General features: G+C 62.3%; 16 protein-coding genes. 9 read left to right on the forward strand and 7 right to left on the reverse strand.

Translation table 11 applies throughout. The annotated features are described in order from the left end of the window. The first annotated feature begins 245 nt into the window (after positions 1-245). The 4 genes from ASE85_RS17280 to ligD all read left to right on the forward strand — a co-directional run bounded on the left by ASE85_RS17280 (position 246) and on the right by ligD (position 7,020). The gene (locus tag ASE85_RS17280; protein WP_056691174.1) at positions 246-1,340 is read left to right on the forward strand and encodes a glycosyltransferase family 4 protein; all 1,095 of its coding nucleotides are present in this window, start codon (positions 246-248) and stop codon (positions 1,338-1,340) included. Between the two features lie 8 nt (positions 1,341-1,348). Then, positions 1,349-3,565 carry an amylo-alpha-1,6-glucosidase gene (locus tag ASE85_RS17285; RefSeq protein ID WP_056691177.1) on the forward strand — a complete coding sequence of 739 codons (2,217 nt, stop codon included), beginning with the start codon at positions 1,349-1,351 and terminating at the stop codon, positions 3,563-3,565. 78 nt (positions 3,566-3,643) lie between these two features. Then, entirely contained in the window at positions 3,644-4,516 is an 873-nt protein-coding gene (ku, locus tag ASE85_RS17290; RefSeq protein WP_056691180.1) for a non-homologous end joining protein Ku, read from the forward strand. Beyond that, the gene (ligD, locus tag ASE85_RS17295; protein WP_056691184.1) at positions 4,516-7,020 is read left to right on the forward strand and encodes a DNA ligase D; all 2,505 of its coding nucleotides are present in this window, start codon (positions 4,516-4,518) and stop codon (positions 7,018-7,020) included. The genes ku and ligD overlap by 1 nt, the downstream gene beginning before the upstream one ends. A 331-nt stretch (positions 7,021-7,351) precedes the next feature. Here the strand turns inward: ligD and ASE85_RS17300 are convergent, their stop codons facing one another. The 7 genes from ASE85_RS17300 to ASE85_RS17330 all read right to left on the reverse strand — a co-directional run bounded on the left by ASE85_RS17300 (position 7,352) and on the right by ASE85_RS17330 (position 16,217). After that, complete coding sequence (locus tag ASE85_RS17300) at positions 7,352-7,984, reverse strand: SDR family NAD(P)-dependent oxidoreductase (RefSeq protein WP_056691187.1); 633 nt, start codon at positions 7,982-7,984, stop codon at positions 7,352-7,354. Between the two features lie 330 nt (positions 7,985-8,314). Beyond that, the gene (locus ASE85_RS17305) at positions 8,315-9,058 is read right to left on the reverse strand and encodes a sigma-70 family RNA polymerase sigma factor (protein WP_082462898.1); all 744 of its coding nucleotides are present in this window, start codon (positions 9,056-9,058) and stop codon (positions 8,315-8,317) included. Continuing rightward, positions 9,055-10,506, reverse strand: coding sequence for an efflux transporter outer membrane subunit (locus tag ASE85_RS17310; protein ID WP_056691193.1), 1,452 nt, complete (start codon positions 10,504-10,506; stop codon positions 9,055-9,057). Before ASE85_RS17310 ends, ASE85_RS17305 begins: the two co-directional genes overlap by 4 nt. Next, positions 10,499-13,726: a multidrug efflux RND transporter permease subunit gene (locus ASE85_RS17315; protein WP_056691196.1), complete on the reverse strand. Its 3,228-nt coding sequence runs from the start codon at positions 13,724-13,726 to the stop codon at positions 10,499-10,501. Before ASE85_RS17315 ends, ASE85_RS17310 begins: the two co-directional genes overlap by 8 nt. A 3-nt stretch (positions 13,727-13,729) precedes the next feature. After that, positions 13,730-14,902, reverse strand: coding sequence for an efflux RND transporter periplasmic adaptor subunit (locus tag ASE85_RS17320; protein ID WP_235523596.1), 1,173 nt, complete (start codon positions 14,900-14,902; stop codon positions 13,730-13,732). Between the two features lie 149 nt (positions 14,903-15,051). Further along, positions 15,052-15,351, reverse strand: coding sequence for a glycine zipper domain-containing protein (locus tag ASE85_RS17325; protein WP_235523597.1), 300 nt, complete (start codon positions 15,349-15,351; stop codon positions 15,052-15,054). A 101-nt stretch (positions 15,352-15,452) separates the two neighbouring features. After that, positions 15,453-16,217, reverse strand: a complete 765-nt coding sequence (locus tag ASE85_RS17330; protein ID WP_162237480.1) for a MipA/OmpV family protein — start codon at positions 16,215-16,217, stop codon at positions 15,453-15,455. Between the two features lie 204 nt (positions 16,218-16,421). Between ASE85_RS17330 and ASE85_RS17335 the strand changes: the two genes are divergently transcribed. The 5 genes from ASE85_RS17335 (at position 16,422) to ASE85_RS24080 (ending at position 21,944) form a co-directional block, all read left to right on the forward strand. Beyond that, positions 16,422-16,988 (forward strand): RNA polymerase sigma factor, encoded by a 567-nt coding sequence (locus ASE85_RS17335; RefSeq protein ID WP_056691205.1) that lies wholly within the window; start codon positions 16,422-16,424, stop codon positions 16,986-16,988. Continuing rightward, positions 16,978-17,940: a FecR family protein gene (locus ASE85_RS17340; RefSeq protein ID WP_162237481.1), complete on the forward strand. Its 963-nt coding sequence runs from the start codon at positions 16,978-16,980 to the stop codon at positions 17,938-17,940. The genes ASE85_RS17335 and ASE85_RS17340 overlap by 11 nt, the downstream gene beginning before the upstream one ends. Beyond that, complete coding sequence (locus tag ASE85_RS17345) at positions 17,927-20,302, forward strand: TonB-dependent receptor (RefSeq protein ID WP_056691211.1); 2,376 nt, start codon at positions 17,927-17,929, stop codon at positions 20,300-20,302. Before ASE85_RS17340 ends, ASE85_RS17345 begins: the two co-directional genes overlap by 14 nt. A 784-nt stretch (positions 20,303-21,086) precedes the next feature. Further along, a partial coding sequence (locus tag ASE85_RS24070) for a transposase (protein ID WP_235523598.1) occupies positions 21,087-21,324 on the forward strand: 238 nt, incomplete at its 3' end. 83 nt (positions 21,325-21,407) lie between these two features. Further along, the gene (locus ASE85_RS24080; protein WP_268795141.1) at positions 21,408-21,944 is read left to right on the forward strand and encodes an IS5 family transposase; all 537 of its coding nucleotides are present in this window, start codon (positions 21,408-21,410) and stop codon (positions 21,942-21,944) included. Positions 21,945-21,946: the final 2 nt, after the last annotated feature.

The following is a 21,946-nucleotide window of genomic DNA, read 5'->3' on the forward strand; positions in this document are numbered from 1 at the left end:
AGCTGCGCAGACAAGGCTCGTTCTGTTGCCGACCTCTTGCGGCGTAAGGCTGGCCATATGGTGGATGAGACATCACTGGACGGGATGATGTTTCATCTATGCTCTCCAGCAAAGATATGGCCACAAGCATTTGAGACGAAGCGTTTCCCGCTGATGAAACCAGACGGTGTCTGAACGCTTATACCGATGCAGCCTGCCGCTGGTCGGGGAACGGAGGGCTCCACTCGATTGAGAGGACCGCCTGCATGAAGATCGCGCAAATTGCCCCCTTGGCTGAAAGCGTGCCGCCCAAATTATACGGCGGCACCGAGCGTATTGTTTCTTATCTGACCGAAGAGCTTGTTCGTCAGGGTCATGATGTCACACTGTTTGCCAGTGGTGATTCTCAAACGAGCGCTGAACTGGTGCCGATCACCGAGATGGCGCTTCGGCTCAATCCTGCCGTGGTCGATACCATTCCCTATCATATGGTCATGCTGGAAGAGGTACGCCGTCGCGCCGACGAGTTCGACGCGCTGCACTTCCACATCGACATGCTGCATCTGCCAATGGTTCAAAACTTTATCGGACGTACCGTTACAACGCTGCATGGTCGGCTAGATCTGCCCGATCTGCCGCCTTTCTATCGCGCATTTCCCGATCATAGTCTGGTGTCGATTTCCGACCATCAACGATTCACCATGCCCCCGGTCAATTGGGGTGGGACTATCTATCATGGCCTGCCCGCTGACCTGCTGACACCACGATTGAGCGCGGGCGAGAATTATCTGGCGTTTTTGGGCCGTATATCTCCCGAAAAGCGGCCCGATCGGGCGATACGAATTGCTGCACGATCGGGCCGGAAACTCAAGATCGCGGCCAAGATCGACAATGTCGACCGGGCCTACTGGCAAGACGAAATCGCCCCGCTGGTCGATCGCTATCCCAATGTCGAATATATTGGCGAGATTAACGAGCAGCAAAAGGCCCAGTTTCTGGGGCAGGCGAGCGCTTTGCTGTTCCCCATCGACTGGCCCGAACCCTTCGGTCTGGTGATGATCGAAGCGATGGCCTGCGCGACGCCGGTCATCGCTTTCCGCTGCGGTTCGGTTCCCGAAGTCATCCAGCACGGCGTCTCTGGCTATATCGTCGAAAGTGAAGATGAAGCGGTGGCGGCAGTCGCTGCCTTGTCGCATCTGGACCGCGCACGGGTGCGCGGCGCATTTGACGCACGCTTCACGGCGGAGCGCATGGCGACTGACTATGTCGCGCTATATCGTGATCTGCCCGGCGCGCGCACCGACGCTGCCCGGCTGCGCCGTCGGCGCGGAGAAGATGCCGAACTTCAGATAGTCGCATAGGAGCCGCCATGACGCTGATCCAGCCCCAGCCCGAACTGCACGGCATTGCAGGCGGGCAGGCGCTCTCCCAGGGGCAGACCCAGTTCTTCATCCCTGCGACCGCCTCGCTCCATGAACGCAGGCCACGCACGCTCAAACATGGCGACAGCTTTGCCGTGTTCGACCATAGCGGTGACGCGATTTCCGGACCGGGCAGCCCGGAGGGTCTATACCATCGGGACACGCGCTATCTCTCGCACCTGTATCTTACGATCAACGGGATGCGGCCCATCCTGCTGAGTTCGGCGCTGCGCGACGACAATGCCATGCTGACATGCGATCTCGCCAATCCCGATTTCTTCGGGGAGGATGGCAAGGTTGCCGTGGAGCATGACCTGATCCACCTGCGCCGCACCCGCTTCCTGTGGAAGGATGCCCTGTACGAACGGATCACAATCCGCAATTTCGATACCGAAGCGCGCCAGATTAGAATCGACCTGAGCTTTGCGGCGGACTTTGCCGACCTGTTCGAGATACGTGGCATGACGCGCTTGCGTCACGGAGCCATGCGCGAGGCGCAGGTCGGGACGGCAGATGTGCTATTGGGCTATCTTGGACGAGACGATCGTGAACGACAGACCCATCTGCATTTTGATCCTGTACCCAGCGAACTTACGGACAGCTATGCACGCTTCGACGTTACGGTGCTGCCTGGCCAGCGCTGCGCGCTGTTCACCCGCATAGGCTGCGGCCGGGTGGAAACCAGTGATGCACTGCCCAAGCAGTTTCTTAAGTCTCTGCGCGAAGCGATGCATGCGCTCGGGGCCGCGCGCAAGCGGGCGGCAGCCCTGCATTCGTCCAACGATCTGTTCAACGAAGTCACGCGTCGATCCGTCGCGGACATATCCATGCTGTCCACCGATACCGAATTTGGCCCCTATCCCTATGCCGGCATCCCCTGGTTCAGCACGATATTCGGGCGTGACGCGATCATCACGGCGCTCGAAACCCTATGGATGGACCCGGCGATCAGCCGTGGCGTTCTGGGCTATCTGGCCGCGCACCAGGCAACCAGCTTTGATCCGGCGGCCGACGCCGAACCGGGGAAAATATTGCATGAGGTGCGCCATGGGGAAATGGCCGAGTTGGGCGAAGTACCGTTCCGTCATTATTATGGCAGCATCGATTCCACCCCATTGTTCGTGATGCTGGCGGGTGCCTATCTGGAACGCACTGGCGACATTGCATTTCTGCAAAGGATCCTGCCGAATATCGATGCGGCGCTCAGTTGGATCGACACGCATGGCGACCGCGATGGCGACGGATTTGTCGAATATGGTCGCCTGACCGACCAGGGCCTGCAAAATCAGGGCTGGAAGGACAGCCATGATTCCATCTTCCATGCTGACGGCAGCATCGCACGCGGCCCCATCGCTCTCGTAGAGGTTCAGGCCTATGTGTACGGCGCGTGGAAAGCGGCTGAGGCGCTATTTGGCGCAGTTGGCGAAGATGAACGCGCAGCGGTCTATCGGGATCGTGCCGCGCAGTTGATCGACCGGTTCGACGCTGCCTTTTTCGACGCGACACTTGGCACCTATGTGCTGGCGCTTGATGGCGATAAGCAGCCGTGCCGGGTGCGGTCCTCCAACGCCGGGCACGTCCTCTACACCGGGCTGGCACGCGAGGAGCGCGCCGAAGCCGTGGTGCGTACGCTAATGGCACCAGCCTCCTTTTCTGGCTGGGGCGTACGGACGATCGCTTCGACCGAAAAGCGGTATAATCCCATGAGCTATCATAATGGGTCGATCTGGCCGCATGACAATGCCCTGATTGCGGGTGGTTTTTCCCGCTATGGCTATCAGCGCGAAGCTGCCCAGATATTCGAGGGGCTGTTCGCCGCGGCCACCTATGTCGACATGATGCGCCTGCCCGAACTGTTTTGCGGCTTCCCGCGTCGCCGCTCTCAGGGGCCGACCTTCTATCCGGTTGCCTGTAGTCCGCAGGCATGGTCAGCCGCCGCGCCGCTGGCACTGATCCAATCGAGTCTCGGACTGTGGTTTGACGTCCCGGCGGCGCAAATCTCGTTCCACAAACCCACCCTGCCGCATTTCCTCCAAAGCCTCACCATAAGGAGGCTGGGCATCGGCGCCGCGAAGGTCGATATCGCGTTTGACCGGATAGGCGATCAGGCCGTCGTCAAGCCGATGCCGCATGGCAGCAACGCTCGAATAGCAACGATCGCCTGATTTCAATGCGCGCCCTTGTACAAACCCCATGATGGGAACCAACCTTGTGGCCATACGCTGATAGGGCGGAGGTCGTTCATGTCCGCACGCGCATATTGGCAGGGTCAAATCAAGCTGGCGCTGGTTTCGATTCCGGTCGAAATTTACCCGGCTACCAAATCCGGCCCTGCCATATCCTTTCGCCAGATCCACGAGCCGACGGGCAAACCGATACATTATGACAAGGTGGTAAGCGGAGTCGGTCCGGTCGACCGGGACGAGATCTTCAAAGGTTATGAGATTTCCAGAGGCAATTATGTCCTGCTGGAGCAGGATGAGATTGAGTCGGTCAAGATTGAGAGCCGCAAGACGCTGGATCTCGTCCAATTTGTCGATGCCGATGCGATCGATGTGCTTTATTATGAGAAGCCCTATTTCGTCCTGCCCGCCGACGATCTGGCTGAGGAAGCCTATGCCGTGCTGCGCGACGCATTGCGGGAAACGAAGAAAGTCGGCCTCGGTCAATTGTCAGTGCGAGGGCGCGAGCAATTGGTGTCGTTGAAGCCGTGCGGGCGCGGGCTGGTGTTGGAAGTGCTGCGCTATGCCGACGAGGTGACGAAGGCGCAGAGCTATTTTCGCGGACTTCCGGGCGAAGAGGCTGATCCCGACATGCTGGAACTGGCCGTCAGCATCATCGACAAGCGCACCGCGCCCTTCAAGCCGGAGGAATTTCACGACCGTTATGTCGATGCGCTCCACCGCCTGATCGAGAAGAAGAAAAAGGCCAAGGGCAAGCGGATCATTGAGGATGTCGATGATGAACCTGCGGGGCGAAAGGCGGGCAATGTCATCGACCTGATGGCCGCGCTGAAAAAATCCGCAGGGGCGGGCCAGAGCGCGACGTCGAAAACGGTCGATCCGAAGGGAACGAAAAGTAGGAAGGTGACCCCAGCAAAGCGCAAGAGTGCCTGATGGCCAGCAAGGACGCCCTTGCCACCTATAACGCGAAACGCGATTTCGCCCGCACCCGCGAACCCAAGGGCCAGGTTGCGAAAGGCAAGGGCAACAGCTTCGTCGTACAGAAACATGCAGCGACCCGGCTGCATTGGGATTTCCGGTTGGAGATTGATGGCGTCCTCAAAAGCTGGGCCGTCACAAAGGGGCCAAGCATCGACCCGGCCGACAAAAGGCTGGCAGTGCGGACTGAGGATCATCCGCTCGACTATGGCACGTTCGAGGGATCGATTCCCAAGGGAGAATATGGCGGCGGCACGGTGATGCTGTGGGATCGCGGGACATGGGAACCGATTGCGGGCAAGAGCGCCGCCGACATGAAAGACGGACACCTGCATTTCATCCTGCATGGAGAGCGGATGAAGGGAGAGTGGCTGCTGGTGCGGATGAAAGGGCGTCCCAAGGAGAAGCGCGAGAATTGGCTGTTGCGCAAGATCGAAGACAAGGAGGCCGGATCGGGTGACGCGCTGGTCGAGCGTGCGCTGACCAGCGTGCTAACGGATCGTTCCATGGCGCAGATCGAAGCTGGCAAAGGCGGCGAACAGTCCCTCGCCGGGGTGGAAGGCAAAAGCTTCGTGGCCAAGATGGCGGCGGCGAAGGATCATAATGCCAAGGTCGGCGGCAAGCGGAAGGCGGGCGCCACGGCCTTGCCCCACTTCGTGAAACCACAACTGGCCACTTTAGTCGATGCAGTGCCGACCGGGAATGATTGGCTGCACGAGATCAAATATGACGGTTATCGCGCGCTGATCGCCGCGCGCGGAGACAAGGTGACGCTCTTTACGCGCAATGGCTTGGACTGGACCGAAAAATTTACGCCGCTGACAAAGGCGATCGCGGCGCTCGACCTGCCCCCTTGCCTGATAGATGGCGAAGTGGTGGCGCTGGACGGGAACGGCAATCCCGATTTCTCGACGCTCCAGACCATGCTGAAGCGTGGGCAGGGTCAGGAGGATGCGGAACAGCCTCTGCACCTGTTCGCCTTCGATCTCCTTTCGCTCGACGGACAGGATCTTAAAGGGCTGACCACCATCGAACGCAAGGAGCGACTCGCCGCGCTGCTAAACATGGCCGAGCCGCCTATCCATGTCTCCGATCATATTCTGGGTGCCGGCGAGACATTGTTCCGGTCACTCTGCGAGGCGGGGCAGGAAGGCATCATCTCCAAGCGGGCCGACGCGCCCTATCGTAGCGCTCGGACGCGCAATTGGGTGAAGGTCAAATGCACCCGGCGGCAGGAGTTTGTTTTTGTCGGGTGGACAAAGAGCAATGCCAAGGGACGCCCTTTTGCATCCCTGCTGCTGGCGCAGCATGAAGGCAGGACGCTGACCTACAAAGGCAAGGTCGGGACGGGCTTCGACAGCGCGACGATGGACGAACTGGCCAAGGCGATGGCCTCGCTGGCTACGGACAAGCCCACAGCCGGCGTACCGAGCGCGGAGGCGCGCGGGGTGAACTGGATCAAGCCCAAGCTTGTTGCCGAAATCTCCTTCGCCGAATTTACCGGCGATGGTCGCGTCCGTCATGGCAGCTTTCTTGGCCTGCGCGCAGACAAGCCGGCCGGGACGGTGAAACCTGAAAAGCCCGCACCGGTCCCCGCTCCCCAAAGCGCAGTCAAGATCAGCAACCGTGATCGCATCATCTTCCCCGAAAGCGGCCAGACCAAGGGGGAGTTGGCGGACTATTATATGCGCATGGCGCCGCTGATGCTGCCTTTCGTCTCCAATCGGCCGATCAGCCTGGTCCGCTGCCCGCAGGGGCGTGCGAAGAAATGCTTTTTCCAGAAACATGACAGCGGCGCCTTCGGCAAGGCGGTGCGTCAGGTGCCGATCCGGGAAAAGGATGGCGGATCAGAAGATTATATCTATGTCGAGAACACCGACGGCCTGCTTTCCTGCGTCCAGATGGGGACGATAGAATTTCATGGCTGGGCCAGCAGAACCGACGATGTGGAACAGCCCGACCGGATGGTCTTCGACCTCGACCCCGACGAGGGGCTGGACTTCGATACGGTGAAGCGGGCAGCTATCGATATACGCGATCATCTCACGGATATCGGCCTTGTCTCCTTCGCTATGCTTTCGGGTGGCAAGGGCGTGCATGTCGTCGTGCCGCTGACACCCGGCCACGACTGGGACACACACAAGGATTTCGCGTCCCGCTTCGCCCAGGCCTTGAGCGCCGCCGAGCCTGAACGCTTCATCGCGACGATGAGCAAGGCCAAGCGCAAGGATCGCATCTTCATCGACTGGCTGCGCAACCAGCGCGGCAGTACCGCCATCCTTCCCTATTCCGCCCGCGCCCGCCCCGGCGCACCCGTCGCCGTCCCGATCGGCTGGGACGAATTGGGCAAAATGAAGGACGCCCATCCCTTCTCGATCGAGGATATCGAAACACTGCTGAAGCGAAATGCAGGGCTAAAAGGCTGGGGGTTCGCAACGCAGGCTCTGCCTGAAATTTAACCCGAATCCGACGCAATCGACCCTTGTAAGACGCTCAGCACCCGTTTTCAGCGCTCCAGGTTCGGACGGTCCGCAATCTGGCAGGTGTCGACCAACTTGCGACGTTCACTGGCCGGGCCGTGAACGACCGCTCGTGCTGGGAACTGCCATTCGCCTCGTGCAAACCATCCGGGTGGCAAAGCGCTCAATTCATGACGTTGCCACGCCAGAGGCGTTTCCTAGGGCCGCCGTATATCAATAGCGCGCAAAAGCCGTGACGTTGACCGCATCACTGATGTGACTACACTGCCGAAGCCCACAATCGCTTTGCCCACATGCTAGCGTGGTCGCGTCAGTTTACGAGGGTCAGGCGCTCCCAGGATCGCGACACATCGGAAAATTCTTTCGTCGATGCACCAACCGCAAAGGGCCTTATCGCGTTACAGCGAATGCCGAACCTGCCCAGTTCCTTGGCCACACTGCGGGTAAGACCGATTACGCCCTCGCGCGAGGTAGCATGGGCGATTGCGCCCGGATGGCCGAAACCAGAACTGGAACTGGTATTGACGATGCACCCCGACCCTTGGCGGGCCATATGGGGCGTTGCTGCTCGAATCAGCGCGAAATAGCCTTTGGGCTCGACGTTGAAGGTCTTGTCCCACTCCTCCTCGGTGAAACGCCAAAGGTCGTTCATCACGGCGGTGCCGGCATTGTTCAGGATGATATCTATGGAGCCGAAGGCCGCTACGGCATCGGCGACGATCTGGTTCGCCCCGTCCCATGTCGCAGATACTGTGCTGGCGACCGCCTTGCCGCCTGCTGCCTGGATCTCCTCGACGACCGATGCGGCATTGGCACCGTCCCGGGTGCCGATGTCGTTCACGACGACGTTTGCCCCTTCCTGCCCGAGCAGTAATGCGTGGGCGCGGCCGATGCCACCACCAGCGCCCGTGATGATAGCGGTCTTGCCTGCAAGGCGTCCCATCGATTGTCTCCTTGGTGTCTAGTCGAATGGTCTTGTCAGCGGCTGTCGCACGCCGACAAACTGCGTATAAGACACCGGAAACCGCAGGGATCCTCATCGCCGTCCGACGTTCGGCACCTCTGCTTCGCCTCAGATCACACGATACGTTGAAATCGAACGGCGCAATGTCGCTAGATTTTCAAACTTGAGCGGACGGCCACCGAGGCCATTTGCCTATTCGGCCTGACTACATCCATCCCGCGCATTGCGTTCGACTGGGTATCGGTCTGGACCAAAGCCCATACCGTTTTTGACCCGATTTGTTGTCATGGCGCAGGTGCCGACCACGGATCATCCGATCCACAACGGGTGCCCGGTTGCTTTGGCGTTAGCATAAGCGTTACGAAGCGTCGGCTCTGCCGATTTCCGCTGGGCGTTGGAGGCGGCAGGTGGCGGCAGTAGTGCCCTTGGCTCCTCATCCAGCAGTGCTGTGAGGGCTGATCGGGCGCGCGACACTCGGCTTTTGAAGGCAGCCAGCGATATATCCAGCCGGTCCGCCGCTTGCTCATAGGAAAGACCGTCCATCACGATCATCGCAAGGGCCGAACGTTGTGTGAGCGGTAGCGTATTCAGCGCGCGCCACACATCGGTCAAATAGAGTGCCTCGGTCTGAGATTCGGGTATCGCGAGGGCCTGGTCCGCCGACACCTCGTCATAATCGCCATGGAAGCGATCCCGGCGGCGCTGGCTGAGGAACAGCCGCTTCAGGATCGTGAATGTCCAAGCACGCAGATAGGTGCCGCGCTGGAACTGCGCGCGGGCGGACCATGATTTCGCCAGCGTATCCTGGACGAGATCTTCGGCTGCGTCGCTTTCGCGGGTCAGCGAACGGGCATAGCGCCGAAGCGCCGGGATGAGACGCGCCAAGTCAGACCCGAAATGCCCGTCATGCCGGCCGGTCGCGACATTATCCATCTGGCGCAGCAGTTCCAAAAAGATCGGCGGCGTCATCCGCGGTGGTAGGACGATGAGCCGATCTTGCATCATGCCGTGCAGACTGGCGGGGGAGACGCCCGAACACTTATCCTGCTTCATGGCCGGCCAATATCCGCCAGAGGCACATCCCACCGTTCCTTGAGGCCACCGCCGAGCGCCACATAAAGCGCGACTTCATTCTGAACCGCATTCGATCGAAGCGAGATCAACTGCTGTTGCGCGGAGAACAGACTGCGTTCGGCGTCGAGCACTTGCAGGTAGATGGACAAGCCCTGCTCGTAACGGCGCCGCGCCGTTCGGGCGAGGCGCTGTTGGGTAGCCACGGTGTCCTTGACGGCGGCGATTTGCTCGGCAAATCCGCGCCGCGCTGCGAGCGCATCGGCGACTTCGCGAAAAGCCGTCTGCACGGCGCCCTGATAGGCTGCGGTCAACTCGTCAGCCTGCGCGCGGCTGAGGCGAACGGCTGCGGAACGACGACCCCAGTCGAAGATCGGCAAGCCGATGGTGCCGCCATAGGACCATGACTTATTGTCGCCCTTGAACAGGCCATCCAATGCCGAGGCGGCAAAACCGAACTGACCTGTGAGCGAAATCGTCGGAAAGAAGGCGGCGCGCGCGGCACCGATATTGGCATTCGCCGCACGCAGGCTAAATTCCGCCTGCAGGATGTCAGGCCGTGACAATAGCAGGTTGGACGGCACCCCAACGTCCAGACGCTCGAACGCGCCTGCATCCTCCAACGGGCGCCCCGATGGCAGGGGATGAGCGATCGGCCCGCCCACCAGCACGATCAGCAGGTTGCGCGCCTGTTCCGTTTGGCTCTGCAAGGCGGCGAGATCGGCGCGTGCCTGCGTCGTCAGCAGCACGGTCTGGTCATAGTCGACGGTCGAGGTGACGCCGGCATCAAGCCGGCGCAGCGCGATGCGTTGCCCCTCTATGCGGCCGGTCAGCGTTTCCTGCGCCAGCGCTATCCGTTCCTCGCCCGATCGGATCGCATAATAAGCGGCAGCGACCTGGCTGATGAGTGACAGGCGGAAGGCCCGAGCGCCCTGCACCGAGGCCAGATATTCAGCGCGCGCCGCGTCGGACAGGTTCCTGACCCGGCCCCAGAGGTCCAGTTCGAAGCTGCTGACCGCGGCAGTGGCCGTAAAATTTTCGTAGGTGAGCGCGCCGGTCCCCAGGGCGTCGCCGGCGCCAAGCGCGCTCGCGGGCTGGCGCGTTTTCGTGTAGCCGCCGCTCGCGTCGACCTGCGGCAGCCGCTGCGTGTCCTGGATGCGATACTGGGCGCGAGCTTGTGCCACGCGGGCGAGCGACTGCGCCAGGTCGCGATTGTTGGCGAGCGACAACGCGATCAGCGCCTGGAGGCGTTCATCCGCGAAATAGTCGCGCCAGCCCAATTCCGTCGCAAGGCGCGAATCCTGACCGGTTGCGCTCATCCCGGCGGGGAAAGCGGCGGAGACTGGCGCGACCGGCTGGCGGTACGCGGGCGCGAAGTTGCAGCCCGCGAGGAGGGTTGTCGCCGAAAGGGCGATTATCATCTTATGCATGGGCCGATCCTCCCTTCGGGTCAGCCGGAACATCGGCGTCCTCCGCCGCATCCTCCGCTTCCGGGTCATGCGCGCGGGCGAGCCATTTGCGGGCCGCGACGTAGAATACCGGCGTGAAGAAGATGCCAAGCAGCGTGGCGGTGATCATGCCGCCCATCACACCGGTGCCGACCGCATGGCGGCTGGCCGCCCCTGCTCCCCCCGCCGTGACAAGCGGAATCATGCCCAGGATGAAGGCAAGGCTGGTCATCAGAATCGGCCGAAGACGCTGCCGCGACGCCTCTACCGTTGCGTCGTGGGTCGTGGTGTCGCCCTTCTCGTCGTCGATCGCAAACTCAACGATCAGAATCGCGTTCTTGGCGGCCAGGCCGATGATGGTGATGAGGCCAACGTTGAAATAGACATCTGCAGACAGGCCGCGCAGCGTTGTGAACAACACTGCGCCCAGTACGCCGAACGGCACGACCAACAGCACCGAGAGCGGGATCGCCCAGCTATTGTAGAGCGCGGCAAGCAGCAGGAAAACGACCAGCATCGAAAGGCCCAGCAACATGCCGATCTGGCCGCCCGCCTGCTTTTCCTCATAGGCTGTGCCGGTCCATTCATAGGCGAGGCTGCCCGACAATGTCTCGCCCGCGATCCGCTCCATGGCCTTGAGCGCAGCGCCCGACGACTGGCCCGGTGCCGCCGCGCCCGATATGCTGATCGAGGGATAGCCATTATAGCGCTCGACCTGAAGCGGCGCGGTTTTCCAATGGACGCGGGTGAAGGCGGAAAATGGCACGAGCTTTGCGCCACTGGTTCCGGTGGCCGTCACCGCCGAGGCGACTGGCACGCGCAGGTCCAGCACATCCTGCGCGGTCATGCGGTGCGAGGCGTCGGACTGGAGATAGACCCGCAGCACATTGCCGTCGCGGCTGAAGTCGTTGGCATAGGCCGACCCGAAATTGATCGCGAGCGTAGCATTGACGTCGGCAATCTGAAGCCCGAGCGCGCGCGCCTGAACCCGGTCGATATCGACATAGAGCTGGGGCGCTTCGCCCTGCCCGTCGGGGCGCACCCCGGCGAGCAACGGCTCCTTCGCTGCCGCCGCCAAGATGGCGTCGCGCGCTGCCAACAGGCCGGGTCGATCGGTGCCGCTGCGGTCCTCGATCTTCATCGAGAAGCCGGTTGCATTGCCCAGCGACTGGATCGGAGGGGGATTGATCGGGAAGATCGTGGCGCTGACGATATTGGTCACCGCCGCCATCGTGCCGCCCAGCAGTGCGTCGATGCTGTCCGCCTTGCCGGTCCGCTCGTCCCACGGGTGGAGATCGACAAAGGACATCGCCGCCGACTGACCCTGACCGAAGAAATTATAGCCGATGATCGACATCACGTTGCGCACCTGCGGCTGGCCCCGCAGATAGGCTTCCGCCTGACCCACCGCTTTTTCGGTCTGGCCCATGGTGGCGCTGGGCGGCGCATCGTAATTGACGAGGAAATAGCCCTGATCTTCGGTCGGCAGGAACCCGCCGGGCAAGCGCATGAAGAGCAGGATGGTGACGCCCAGCACGGCGACGAATACCGCCAGCCAGCGCAGTGGTGCGCTGGTCATGCGGGCGACCATGTTGCCATAGCGATCCGTCGCGTAACCAAAGCGGTCGTTGAACCAGCGGAAGAAGCGCTGCGGCAGGCCGCGTACGCCCGACTGCGCAGGCGCATCCCGTTCACGCGGCTTGTGCGGTTTCAGGAGCGTCGCGCACAGCGCAGGTGTCAGCGTCAGCGCCAGCACGGCCGAGAAGAAGATGGAGACGGCCAGCGTCACCGAGAATTGTCGATAGATGCCGCCGGTCGAACCGGGGAAGAAGGCCATCGGCACGAACACCGCGATCAGCACCAGCGTGATGCCGATGATCGCCCCCCGGATCTGGCCCATGGCCTTCACCGTCGCGCGACGGGGCGACAACCCCTCCTGCGCCATGATCCGCTCGACATTTTCCACGACGACGATCGCGTCATCGACCAGAATGCCGATCGCCACGACCATGCCGAACAGTGAGAGCGTATTGATGGTGAAGCCAAAGAGGTAGAGGCCCAGGCACGCGCCCGCCAGCGCAATCGGTACGACGACTGCCGGGATCAACGTCGATCGCCAATTCTGCAGGAACAGGAACATGACGACGAACACCAGCACCATCGCCTCGATCAGCGTGCTAATAACGCTGTCAATCGAGGCGTTGATGAAGGGCGTGGTGTCGAACGGCACCGACCAGGTCATGTCGGCGGGAAAGGTCTTTTGCAGCGCATCCATGCGTGCGCGGATCGCGGTCGCGGTCTGGACGGCGTTGGCGCCGACGGCGAGCTGCACGCCCATGCCGGCGATTTCCTTGCCATTGACCTTCGCCTTGAAGGCGTAGCTGTCCTGGCCCAGCTCCACGCGCGCCACGTCGCGCAGGCGCACGGTCGATCCGTCGGTGTTGGCGCGGATGATGATGTTGCGGAACTGCTCGGCGTCCGAAAAACGGTTTTGCGTGACGATCTTGGCGGTAAATTCCGTCTCGCGCGTCACCGGCTGCTCGCCTAGGCCACCGCCGGCGGTCTGGCTGTTCTGCTCGGTGATCGCGTTCAGCACGGCGGTGGGCGACAGGCCGAAGCCTGCGAGCTTGGCGGGATCGAGCCAGATCCGCATCGCATATTGCGATCCGAACAGTTGCACATCACCCACGCCGGACACGCGGCGCAATTCGTTGACGACGCCGTTCGCCGCATAATTGCCCATCTCCAGCGGCGTCAACTTACCGGTCTTTGACGAGAGCGCCAGCAGCATCAGGAAGCCCGAGCTGTTGCTGTTGATCTGGATGCCCAGGCGCCGCACTTCTTCGGGCAGGCGCTGCTCAGCGCGGCTGACCCGGTCCTGCACCTGCGTACGTGCGACATCGAGATTGGTGCCGGACTGGAAGGTCAGGACGATCGATGCCGAGCCGTTGGAACGGCTGGTCGAGGTCATATAGAGAAAGCCCTCGATCCCGTTCAGCTCGCGCTCGATCACCGAGGTGACATTTTTGTCGAGCGTCTCCGCGTCCGCGCCGGTATAGGTGAAGGACAGGGTAAGCGAGGGCGGCGCGACCGAGGGATATTGCTCGATCGGCAGGGACATGAGCGAAATGATGCCGGCAAGCGCGATGAACGCCGCGATCACCCAGGCAAATACCGGCTTATAGACGAAGAAACGGTCCATCGATCAGCGCCCCGCCGGCTTGGCGGGTGCGGTGGGCTTGCCCGAACCTGGCGCCTGCGTGCGAACCTTTTGACCAGGACGCACCTTCTGCCAGCCGTCGGTGATGACGCGCTCGCCGGCCTTCAGGCCCGAATGGACAATCCAGCGGCCACCAATCTGTGCGCCCAGCTGGACCGGCCGGCTGGCGGCGACATCGCCCGCGCCGATGACGGTGACACTGGCTTGCTCGCCCTGGAACTGGATCGCCCGTTCCGGCACCGCGACGCTGCCGCGTACCGTGCCGATTTCCAGCCGACCGCGCACGAACTGGCCGGGCGACAACAGCCGTTGCGGGTTGGCGAAAATCGCACGCGCAGTCTGGGTGCCCGTTTCCGGGTCCACCGACTGGTCGGTAAAGTCGAGCCGGCCCACAATGCCGTAGTCGGCACCATTTTCCAGCACCAGCCGCACCTCGATATTGCTCAGGCTCGACAACTGCACCGCGCCGGAACGGACCTGTGCGATCATGTCGAGGATGGCGGAATTGGACTGGGTAAAGACGGCATAGACCGGGGTCATCTGGTTGACCCGCGTCATCAGTGTCGCCTCGCCGCCGCTGACCAACGCGCCTTCGGTCACTTCCGCACGCCCCACCCGGCCCGCGATGGGCGCGCGTATCGTGGCATAGCCCAGTTCCAGCTGGTTCTGCGCGAGAGCGGCGCGCGCTTCGGCTACCTGCGCCTCGGCCTGTCGCAAGTCGGATACGGCCGAGTCATTTTCCTGGCCGCTCACAGAGCGATCAGCGACGAGCGGTCGATAGCGCGCAACGACGGACGCGGCATTGGCCCGCGCAGCCAACGCCCGTTGCAGCGCAGCCTGGCCCTGCTGCACCTGCGCGCGATACTGGCTGGGATCGATCTGGAACAGCGGCGCGCCTTCGGCGACATCGGTTCCCTCCTGGTACAGGCGTCGCTGGACGATGCCGTTGACCCGCGCGCGCACCTCCGCCGAACGCACCGCCTGAATCCGTCCCGGCAACTCGATGATGTTAGGCAGCGCTTCCGTCCCAATCGTGATGCTTTCCACCAGTGGGGGTGGGGGAGCCGCCTTTTGCTGGTCCGCCTGGCCGCTGCAAGCACCCAGCATCAGGCCTAGAATAAGCAGCGAAACTTGCGCGGTACGCGGGCGGTGGAACACGGTGATCTCCTGGACGGGTGAGTAGTACGAATACAGGCACAAAGGCCTTCCGGAGATCATGGAAAGATCGCCGGAAGGCACCGGGCTGTCATCAGGGGGCAAATGACCCTGCGGCGGGAGAGGGGTGCCGCAGTCGCCCGGTAAAGACATTATCGAACGCGATGGCGACGACCATTATCGTCAGTCCAATATTTGCGCCCGCGACCGTCGCGATAAACGTCGCGGCGCTTGCCGTCATGGGTGATCGCGCCGATCGCCGCGCCGCCAGCTGCGCCGATCGCTGCCCCGTCCAGCGCATCTCCGCCCGTGACTGCTGCGACGGCGGCGCCACCGGCCGCACCGATGAGCGCGCCACGTACTGCCGCGCGCCGCTCACCACGATCGGTGGCGCAGCCCGCAATCAGCAACGCGGACATCAGGGTGGCGAGCATGAGGATGTTCTTGGTCACGTCATTTCCTTTAATATTGTCGGTCGGCGCATCGCCGTTGACCGCTCTCGCTGTTGCCGACCAGGAGCTTTCGCTCCCGGCCGGCATGCGACCCGTCGGCTTCATGAGCCGAAGCGGTAGGACAAGGAGAGCAAGCCCCGAGGCTGGACCTTGTGAAAAACGAGGGGGCTGTCGGCAGCGTCGCCGAGCAGGGCGGTAGCGCCTGCCGAGGCGCTGAGGCTGATCCGATCGGTCAGGCGATAGCTGGCTGTCAGCGAAGCCGTGACATCCTTGAAGCCTTGGCCCACCTGAAACTCAGGAAGGCCGGACGCGCGCGCCTGCCTTGCGCTGACGCCGAAATAACGGTCGTTATGCTTGGCGTCCGCCCAGGACGTCGCGACCGCCGGGATCAGCATCAGGCGCGCGCCAGCGACGATCGGATAGGCAAGGCTGGCGTCGGCGACGAAGCCCTGGGTGCCACCGGCAAAGCCTTGCGTCCCGCCCAGCGTGGCCACCAGACCGCCGGCGCGGACCGTGGCGAACAGCCGCCCACCGGCGCCGGCCGAAAGCCTGCCGATCCCATCGGGCGCATCGCGCCGCCGATAGCCCGGCAGGAAGGCGATGCTGCCGCCCAGAGTCACGGTCGGCGTATCGACGACATGGATGCCGACGCCGTTGCGCAAATTGGCGAAAAATGGACCTCGCACAATATCGACGACCGGGATGGGCAGAGTGCGATAATCATCAGCGCCCTGATAGGCCGGTGCATGGACCGCCCCGACACCGATCACGACATGATCGGGGGTCTGGGCGCGACCGATAGCTGGCAGGATCATCATGTGGGCGGCCAGCATGAAACTGCCGACCCGAAAAGCAGAAACCATCATATACTCAACCGTTGGCGCTAGGCCTTTCGGCCCGCGCGTTTGCATACACGCTCCTTGAGACACCGGCCTCCCGCCGCCTCCTCATCAAAAAAATCGATATTTCGGCGAAGGCCGCTTGAGCCTCGCGCAGAAGCCGATTGTTAGGCGCTGCCGCCGTGGCTAGGACGGACGCTCCGTTGCCCGGCAAAGGACGCCACCAAGATCATGTCGAACAGCGGGCTGCTCGAAGCCTTCATGCAAACGCGGCCCGCCCTTCTCCGTTACCTGACGGTCAGGGGCGCGACGGCGGAGGAGGCGGAGGATATTCTTCAGGACATAGGACTCAAGCTATCGACCGATCAGGTCGGCTTGGTCGATCAGCCGCGCGCCTATCTTTACCGGATGGCCACCAATCATTTCCTGCTGCACCGGCGCACGGCCGGGCGGCGCGCGCGGCGCGAGGAAGCATGGGTCGACGCCCATAGCGGCGCCAGCCGGGCGACGGACCAGACCCCATCGGCGGAGGCGCGGATCATGCATCGCCAGAGACTCGCGCTGCTGCAACGCGCGCTCGACGCCCTGCCGGAGCGCACCCGCCAGATCTTCCGCCGCTTTCGCATTGATGGTGAACCGCAGCGCGCGATTGCCGCCGACATCGACATCAGCGTCAGTGCTGTCGAAAAACATCTGGCCCGCGCCTATGAAGCCGTTGCCGACGTGAAACGACGGATTGATGAGGATGCTGGCAGTCTGCGGAGTCTCAGAGGTCTTGGGGGGCATCATGACGACTGAGATGGAGAGTATAACGTCGCAGGCCATCGACTGGCATATCCGGCTTTACCATGGCGACGACGCCCTGTGGGAGGCGTTCACCGTTTGGTTGGCCGAGGATGATCGCCATGTGGCGGCCTATGAGGCCGTCGAGAATGCGGATCATGAGATTGATCCGCTGTTGCCCGACGTCGTGTTTCGCGAAGCGGCCAATGACAGCGGCGAGCAGGAACCGTCGATCCGTGGCTCCAAGCGACGCTGGGTTCTGGCGGGTGGTGCCCTCGCAGCATCGGCGGCCCTGGCACTACTGCTGATCCCTCGCTTCGCGCCGGACCGTTACGAGATTGCCACCCGAGCCGGAGAGACCAGGATCGTGACGCTGGATGCCGGCACGCGGATTATCCTGAACGGCGCGACACGCATGACGTTCGACCGCAAGGATGCGCGTTTTGCGGCGCTCGCGGGTGGAGAGGCCCTGTTCCACGTCCGCCATGACGCCGCCAATCCCTTCCGATTGGATGTCGGGGACACCAGCATCGAGGATGCGGGCACGATCTTCAACGTCGTGCGCGATGCCGGCAAGGTGCGCGTGGCCGTCGCGGAGGGGAAGGTCGTCTACAATCCCGGCAAGGACGGCATTCCCCTCGATGCAGGGCAAGGGCTGGAGGATGCGGGCGATGGCGAGCCGGTGCGCGTCGCGCCCACACCCGTCGAGGCCGTAGGCTCTTGGCAAAACAGGCAACTCATCTATAGGGGAGAGGCACTTTCGCAGGTGGCGCAGGATCTGTCCCGCGCGCTTGACGTGCGCATTACCGTGTCTCCTGTGATTGCCGCGCGACCGTTCCACGGTACGATCGCCATCGATGGTTCGGGAGCCGGGCAACTGGACCGTCTGAAGCGCGCGCTGGGCGTGGAACTGGAAGCGGTATCCGGCAACTGGAATATGAAACCCGTCGATAGTGGTGATCAATAAAGGGATAGTTGCAGCGACAGCGCTGATCGCGGGTCTGGCCAGCACGACCGGCGCGCATGCGGAGACCTACGATATCCCGCCCGGCCGTCTGGAAGATGTGCTGATCTCCATAGGCCTGCGCGCACGGGTTACGATCATCCTGGCCGAGCCGGGACTGGCCGCCCAAAATTCGCCGGGGGCACGAGGGCGTCTGTCGCTACAGGCAGCACTCGCACAGGCGTTGCGGGGTACGAATGGCGTTGCACGGACCTATGGCCCTGGCATCATTCGGATCATCAGGCGGCGGCCCGCACGCACGACCGCGGCCCAGCCCGCGCCTAAACCCTCGACGCCTTCATATATCGACGATGCGACGCCGATCATCGTAACGGCCAGCAAGCAGAATATTGCGTTCGACCGCTATCCCGGATCGGTAAAACTGGTCGATCTCACCGAGGACATGCGAGCAGCGGGCAGCGACATGGCGTCGCTCTCACAGCGCCTTCCCGCGCTGGGATCGACCAATTTAGGACCGGGCCGTAACAAATTCTTCATTCGCGGTATCGCCGACAGCAGCTTTACCGGACCCACACAGGCCACGACGGGCCAGTATCTGGGCGACATCCGGCTGAATTACAGCGCGCCCGACCCGGATCTCAGCCTCTACGATATGCAGCGAGCCGAAATATTGGTCGGCCCGCAAGGCGCACTATATGGGGCCGGGTCGCTCGGCGGCATCATCCGCCTCGTTCCGACCGCACCCGATCTGGCCGCGTCGGCGGGATCGGCATCAGCCAGCATCGGCACAACCCACAAAGGTGGCATCAGCCATGATGCCGCCGCCATGCTCAACCTCCCCCTTTCGCACGACAGGATCGCCGCGCGTCTCATCGTCTATGGCGGCCGCGCAGCCGGCTATATCGACGCCCCGGCGCAGGATCGGCGCGACATCAACGGCACGACGCGCAGCGGGCAGCGCTTCACCCTGCGCGCCAGGGACGCCGGTGGATGGGATATCTCGCTTGGCATCGTCCGGCAAAAAATGAGGAGCGAGGACGGGCAATATACGTTTCGCGGCGATCCACCGCTGACGCGCGACGCCCCCATCGCCCAACCGTTCGCCAATGATTACCGGCTTGGTTATGTGACTGCCCAGCGCCGTCTGGGAATGGCTGATCTCTTTACCGCCACTTCTGTCGCGCGCCATCGCCTCGATGCGGTTTTCGACGCCACCGGCCTCGACGGCACGACCGCGCCCATCGTGGCGGGCGAAAGCAATCATATCACCCTCTTCTCCCATGAAAGCCGGATGTCCGGGGGCGATGCCGAAACGCCCTGGGTCGGCGGTTTCGCGCTCCTCGTCAACAGCAGCAGGGTTGCGCTGTCCATTGCCCCTCGCGACGGTTCCTCCCTTCTTGGAGAAGTCGCAAATCGACAGGCGGAAGCCGCGCTTTTCGGAAAATATGCGCATCGATTGACCTCCAGCCTGACAGGGACGATCGGTGGACGGCTGACCTTCGCCCGCAATCGCCAGGCGCTCAGCGTCGATCGCGCCGATGTGATAGACCACCAGTCAAGCACCGAAATGCGCTGGTCCGGGACTCTTGCGCTCGACTGGAGACCAACCGGACAATCATCCTTCTTCTTCCAGTATCAGCAAGGGTACAGGCCAGGCGGACTTGGGATCACCTTGGCGGAAACCCGCCTGGAAAGCCGCGAGTTCTCGGCCGACGACCTTCATTTGTATGAGCTGGGCATGAGGTTGGGAAGTAGCGAGCACGCCCCTTTCTCGGCACGGGCCGCCATCTTCATCGCCGATTGGCGCGACATTCAGGCGGACCTGATCCGCGATCCCGGCTTGCCCTATACCGCCAATATCGGACGCGGCATCATCCGGGGTCTCGATGTGGATCTGACATGGCAACCGGAGGCGGCGCTGACGCTCACTGTTTCGGCCTTCCTCAACGACAGCGAACTTTCGCATCCTGCCGCCGGTTATATCGTGTCCGATGGAGAGGATGATGGCCGCCTTACGCGCGCCTTGCCGAATGTCCCGCGCAACGGCGCGCGGCTAGGCGCTGCATGGAGCCGCAAGGTGTCGGACGGCACACGTTTCAACGCTGATGCGTCGCTGCGATATGTGGGCCGTTCGCATCTGGGGTTCGGCCCTCTGCTCGATGTGTATCAGGGCGGCTATCTCGTGACCGACGCGACGACCTCCATCGACTTCAACTCAGTCTCCGTCTCGATCAGCATCGGCAATGCGGCTGATGTCCGTGCCGATACATTCGCCTACGGCAATCCTTACAGTCTGGCACAACGCAAACAGATGACGCCGCTGCGTCCCAGAACCATCAAATTGGGCATCAGCGCACGCTTTTAATTGTATTTGGTGGCAGAACTGCTGGCAGCTACGCCTTGCCGGTCCACCAAAAAGCCCGGAATGGCGGCTTTTCCTGACCGTTTCGAAAGAGCCAACGTCGCCATTTTCCCAAAGACTGCCTCACGACGTCGATCCCTGCCCGCCGCTCAACGGCCAATATTTCCACGGAACTAGATCGGTTCGCCTTCTGCAAGAGTCAGTCAGGCGCGGTCATGCGCCATCACTCGCCGCGATACTGTGAATGACCGATTTAGCCGATACCCGCCGTCGCTCCTTTTGCTCGTGGACGGCAGGTATGTCCCACAAGCCAATCAGAACCCGCAATGGTCAAAGGTAGCCATTTGGGCCTTGACCATACCACTCCCGCGCCACCGGGAGAGGCCACCAACAGCGCCGCCGCGCAAGCGGCGACCGCAAGGGTCAGCAGCGCTGACCCGCGCCAGCCGATCGTCACCGCCAGGCCGAGACCCGGCACCGGGGCTTGGCGGCGATAAGCCTCGCTTCGCGCCGTAGAGCGCGGTCGCGCCGCTTCACCGGCGCGAGGCGTCATCGCTTCGGGGGCAAAACCTATCCAAGGGACACGCCGCACCGCCAAGCTGGAGATGGGCGCGCTAGGCGCTGTCTGCATTCATAGGATTTCCATTTTGCATGAGATCTGATTCAAGGTCGTTGAAGGAGACGATCTTTGAGCAGACGGGTGCTGACGGACNCTAGGCGCTGTCTGCATTCATAGGATTTCCATTTTGCATGAGATCTGATTCAAGGTCGTTGAAGGAGACGATCTTTGAGCAGACGGGTGCTGACGGACGAGCAATGGAGCCGGATCAAGGGGTATCTTCCGGGTCGTGCCGGGACGCCTGGACGCAGCGGCGTTGATAATCGGCTGTTTGTCGATGCGATCCTGTGGATGGCGGGCAACGCGACGCATTGGCGCGATCTACCGGATATATTCGGTAAGTGGACGGCAGTTCATGCGCGCTTCCGCCGATGGTCACGCAACGGGGTATGGGAGGGACTTTTCCNCGCATTGGCGCGATCTACCGGATATATTCGGTAAGTGGACGGCAGTTCATGCGCGCTTCCGCCGATGGTCACGCAACGGGGTATGGGAGGGACTTTTCCATGCCATGGCCGACACGCCGGACTTCGAATATGTGATGATCGACAGCACGATCTCGAAGGTCCACGCCGATGCGAGCGGCGCAAAAGGGGGGCTGAAAGTGCCGCCATCGGTCGTTCGCGCGGCGGCCTGACGACCAAGTTGCACGCCGCCGTCGATGCGATCGGTCTGCCGCTTCGGATATGTCCGACACCAGGGCAATATGGCGATTGCCCGCAGGCCCAGACGCTTCTGTCCGGGCTGGAAGGCGTCGGCCACGTCATCGCCGATGCTGCCTACGATGCCGATCCGCTACGCGCCTTCATTGTCGATGACCTTGGCGCGACCGCGCAGATCAAGGCCAATCCCAGCCGCGCCATCGCCCCTACCATCGACTGGAGGCTCTACAAGGAGCGCCATCAGGTCGAATGCTTCTTCAACAAACTCAAGCGCTTTCGAAGGATCGCCCTGCGCTGCGAGAAAACCATCTCTGCCTTCATGGGCTTCGTCCATCTCGCGTGCGCCATGATCTGGRTACGGTGAAT

It is taken from the genome of Sphingobium sp. Leaf26 (genome assembly GCF_001421665.1).
Taxonomy (GTDB): domain Bacteria; phylum Pseudomonadota; class Alphaproteobacteria; order Sphingomonadales; family Sphingomonadaceae; genus Sphingobium.